General features: G+C 35.4%; 1 protein-coding gene. It reads left to right on the top strand.

Features of this window, described 5'->3' with window-relative positions:
* Positions 1–465 precede the first annotated feature (465 nt).
* Positions 466–1,515: a DUF389 domain-containing protein gene (locus ADH31_RS01665; RefSeq protein ID WP_049508565.1), complete on the top strand. Its 1,050-nt coding sequence runs from the start codon at positions 466–468 to the stop codon at positions 1,513–1,515.
* Positions 1,516–1,704 lie beyond the last annotated feature (189 nt).

The raw sequence follows: 1,704 nt of genomic DNA, 5'->3' as shown, positions 1-1,704 counted from the left end.
CTGATGAAATCAGCGTAGTAGAGCCCACTCAACCACTGCGTCTCACACGATAATCCAAAGACAATTGAGAGGCTAGGACTTTTGTCCCAGTCTCTTTTTAGCTAGCTAGAATTTTGTCCCAGCTTTTATCTCTTATTTCTCAACACTAGATTTGTTGGCGATATCTGCAAGGATTGCTGCTACACACTCATCATATTTAAATATTAAAATTTAAATATTAAAACGGTATCTTCTTTCAGAGGAGATACCGTTTTTTCTTCCTTTCTCTATCTTTTTAAATGAATTGATTTCTTCAGAGAAAAACTGTAAAATGTTTGATATAATGTCAAAGATGGCCTGATGGATATTGAAATGAAAATTTTAAAAGAATGACAGGTGAGCATTAAAAATATGAGAGTTTGGACAAAAGTCACTCTACTATCGTCCAGGCAGAAATAAAATTATATGAAATAATAGGAGTAACCAATGACCAGAAACTATTCAACACGTGAATTCCGTGAGAAATTATATGATGACCTTCATGTTCGATTAAGAGATACAGTGATTTTGATATGTTCGATTTTTATTGCCTCTATAGGTCTAAATATGAATTCAACAGCTGTCATTATTGGAGCCATGCTGATTTCCCCTCTTATGTCCCCGATTGTTGGACTGGGATTCGGTTTAGCTATTTTTGATACGCGTTTAATCAAGCAATCTCTACAGGTTTTATTTACTCAAGTATTGGTCAGTTTGCTTATCTCGACTCTGTATTTTTGGATTTCTCCCTTATCTTATGCAAGTAGCGAGTTGATTGCACGAACTTCTCCAACCATTTGGGATGTTCTCATTGCTATTGCTGGTGGGATAGCAGGTGTAATTGGTTCAAGGAAAAAAGAAGCAAACAATATCGTGCCAGGAGTAGCCATTGCAACAGCTCTGATGCCACCTATCTGTACTGCAGGCTATGGTTTAGCTAATGGAAATGTAAAATTTTTATTTGGAGCTCTCTATCTTTTCTTGATCAACTGTGTCTTTATTATGCTAACCAACATTGTTGGAACAAGAATTTTGATGAGAAAAACTCCCTTAAGTTCATTTAAAGAGTTAAACATTAAAATGAGAATTGGGTTGATATTCTTGATTGTATTATTGGTTCTTCCAGCCAGCTATTCAGCAGTTACTCTGACGATAGATCAAGCGCGAAAAGAAGGGATTAAACAGTTTGTAGGAAAAGAGTTCGCCAATCATACGGTCATTAATCAAGTCTACAAGTCAAGGAACAATGAATTGGTCTTGACAGTTGTTGGAGATCCGATTTCAGAAGAAGAATTAGAAATGATCCACCAAAAACAAGCCTCTTACGGTATTCAATCTGTTCAATTGAAAGTCAATCAAGTCCATAATTCAACAAAATTAGATAGTGAGACGACCAAAGAATTTTATGAAACCATTAACAAGTATATCGAACAAAAACTCTCTGAAAAAGATTCACAAAAAGATCTCGTAAAAGAAAATGAAGCAGACAAGGATTGAGGATATTGACCTTTTCTAACTCGAGGAAGCAAATCTTAGGAGGATATCCTATATCCAAAAGTTAGTGGATAGAAAGGATTGTTGATGAGGATATTATTTGTGGTGGTTTGACCAATCACTACTGAATCAGGTTAAACAAAATATAAAAAAGAGGCTGGGACAAAAGTCCTAGCCTCTCAATTGTCTTTG

The organism is Streptococcus pseudopneumoniae (assembly GCF_001072375.1).
In the GTDB taxonomy this organism is placed as follows: Bacteria; Bacillota; Bacilli; order Lactobacillales; family Streptococcaceae; genus Streptococcus; species Streptococcus pseudopneumoniae_L.
This window is presented reverse-complemented; position numbering and strand designations above follow the sequence as displayed.